A 2,961-nucleotide genomic window follows, 5' to 3' on the forward strand; every position below is an offset into this window, starting at 1 on the left:
TGGAGAACTCGCACTCGTCCACCGCGCTGTCCTACGCGGACGGGATCGCGCGGGCGCTGCGGTTGCAGGGCTCGGACCGGCGCGTGGTGGCGGTGGTCGGGGACGGCGCGCTCACCGGCGGCATGGCCTGGGAGGCGCTGAACAACCTGGCCTCGGCGGACTACCCGGTGATCGTGGTGGTCAACGACAACGCGCGCTCGTACGCGCCGACGGCGGGCGGGCTGGCCGCGCACCTGGGCCGGTTGCGGGAGCGGCGGGCGCACCCGGTGTTCGAGGAGCTGGGGCTGCCGTACCTGGGGCCGGTGGACGGGCACGACGTGCCCGCGCTGGAGGGCGTGCTGGCCGCGGCCGCCGCGCTGGGCAGGCCGGTGGTGGTGCACTGCGCGACCCGCAAGGGCCGGGGCTACCCGCCCGCCGAGGGCGACGCGGTGGACTGCCTGCACGCGGTGTCGCCGTCGGGGGGCACGGGCGAGCGGGGCTGGGCGGACGTGTTCGGGGCGGAGCTCGCCGAGATCGGGCTCCGGCGGGCGGACGTGGTGTGCGTGACAGCGGCGGTGCAGGGGCCGAGCGGGCTGGACGCGTTCGCGCGGCGGTTCCCGGAGCGGGTGTTCGACGTGGGCGTGGCCGAGCAGCACGCGGTGACGTCGGCGGCGGGCATGGCGATGGCGGGCGCGCACCCGGTGGTGCCGCTGGCGTCGACGTTCCTGCAGCGGGCGTTCGACCAGGTGCTGATGGACGTGGCGCTGCACCGGCTGCCGGTGACGCTGGTGCTGGGCGGGGCCGGGGTGACCGGTCCGGACGGGCCGAGCCAGCAGGGCCTGTGGGACGCGGCGCTGCTGGCGCTGGTTCCGGGGATGCGGGTGGCCGCGCCGCGCGACCCGTCGCGGTTGGTGGAACTGCTGCGCGAGGCGGTGGCGGAGCGGGAGGCGCCGACGGCGCTGCGGCACCCGAGCGGTCCCGCGCCGGAGGACGTGCCCGCGCTGCGCCGGGTCGGCGGGTGCGACGTGCTGCACGAGGCGCACGCGGCGCGGGCGCTGCTGGTAGCGGTCGGACCGATGGCCGGGGTGTGCCTGGAGGCGGCGGAGCTGCTGGCGGGGCGGGGCGTCGGGGTGGACGTGGTCGACCCGAGGTGGATCGCGCCGCTGGACCCGGAGCTGCTGCGGTTGGCGGGCGGGCACCGGGTGGTGCTGGTGGTGGAGGACGGCGTCGCGGGCGGGTCGCTGGGCGCGCGGCTGGCGCAGGCGGTGGGGAGCGCGCGGGTGCGGTCGCTGGCGCTGCCGGTGGAGTTCCTGCCGCACGGCGAGCGGGCCGAGCTGCTGCGGCGGCGGGGGTTGGCGGCGGGCGACGTCGCGGCGGCGGTGCGGCGGGCGGTGGACGAGGACTCGCTGACGGTGTCGGCCTCGGTGTGCGACTGCCTGCAGGACGTCCTGCCGTACCGCGGCGAGCGCTGACGGGCGCTTCCCGTCCGGCCCTCGGGTCGGGCGGGAAGCGGGCGGGGTTCTCCCCCGGTTCGGGCGCTCGGCGCGGCGCTCGGACGCGGCGGCGCTGATCGGGTGGTGCGGACCGGTGGTCCACCGGGGCGCGGTTCCTTTGCGCACCAAGGGTTGTTAGGCACCGACGTGAGGCGCGGGAACGTTCCGGTTCCGCTACGGCGAGGTTTCAGCCTCAGGCAAAACCGTTGGCGAGCAAGGTTTTCCCAGCCGTTCCCCGGACTGCTCCGGGGGCACCACGGTTCGCGCGACCACTCGGCGCACCCCGGTGCGACCACCCGGCCGCACGGTGCCGCCACACCGCGCAACACCGCCGCAACCGAAGCGCCCCACCGGGTTCCCCCCTTCGGCACAGCACCACCACACCCCCGCGCGCGGGTCCGGGCACGAGGCCCGGAGCGGCGTCCGGCGGGTACCTCAAGCCTTGGTCAACAGAAGTTGTGAGAGCGCTCTCCCCCTGGCTAGCTTTCTGCACCGGCCACAAGCCGAGCAGGTGGTGAGCTCATCACCGGGACACCCGACCCCGAGCGTTCTTGCGAGGTGCCGAATGGTCAACGCGACCCCCATCGGGTAGCCAGGGAGGTCGCCTGGGGCGCCACCCGCCTCAGGCGACCGAGAAGAGCCGGGGACCGGCCGGGCCGGGAGGTCGATCCGCTGTGGACGGACCGCGCGCCGCGCGCCGTCCACTCAGGGCACGCCGGAGAGTAGTTAGCGTTGCTAGTAAACGGCATTGCCGAAAACGCGCGGTGACGGGATGCCGAACAAGCCCGGTCACCCTGAGTTTGTGCATCGATGCAGCACAGGGCCTCGCGAGGGGTGCGAACCACCCGTCCACCGGGCCAAATTTCCCACCAGATGAGAAGCATGATTGAAGATCGACCACGCCGACCTGGGCTTCATCACGGATCGGATGCAACCTTGCACCGATCGTGACGGAATACTCGAATTTTTCCCAGATAACGGGAAGTTCGCGACAGCGACTCCCCGTACCCCTATCGTTCAAGCGCGCTCAGTGACCGAAAAGTGACCTGAACGCGCCCGGCCCGTGAAGACCACGACGACCGCCAAGGAGCACCGTGACGATTAGGGTCCGGCCCTACACGATGACGGGCGGACGGACGCGCTCGACGACCAGCCTCGCCATCGAGACGATCGTCTCGACGAACGAGCGGGCCGGACGCGACGCACTGACCTCCACCGCCGAGCACCGCGTGATCAGCGACCTCTGCCGCACCCCGCACTCCGTCGCGGAGGTGTCCGCGCGCCTCAGGCTCCCCCTGGGCGTGGTCCGGGTGCTGCTGTCGGACATGTCCGACCTGACGCTGATCAACATCCACGAGAACATGGAGACGGGCGAGAAGGGCCCGACCATGGCGCTGATGGAGCGGGTGCTCTCCGGGCTGCGCGGCCTGTAGCGACCGTCCACACGCGACGGAGCGCGCGCACCGAGACGTCGTCGGCCCCCGAACCG

Annotated in this window: 2 protein-coding genes; both read left to right on the forward strand. The window is 73.3% G+C overall.

The features are described 5' to 3' along the window. Window positions 1-1,451, forward strand: a 1,451-nt coding sequence (locus ACTUAL_RS03715) for a 1-deoxy-D-xylulose-5-phosphate synthase N-terminal domain-containing protein (protein ID WP_440899271.1), incomplete at its 5' end; no start/stop codon positions are given. 1,115 nt (window positions 1,452-2,566) lie between these two features. Beyond that, on the forward strand, window positions 2,567-2,905 hold the full coding sequence (locus tag ACTUAL_RS03720) for a DUF742 domain-containing protein (RefSeq protein WP_015803732.1): 339 nt from the start codon (window positions 2,567-2,569) through the stop codon (window positions 2,903-2,905). Window positions 2,906-2,961 lie beyond the last annotated feature (56 nt).

It is taken from the genome of Actinosynnema sp. (assembly GCF_052038725.1).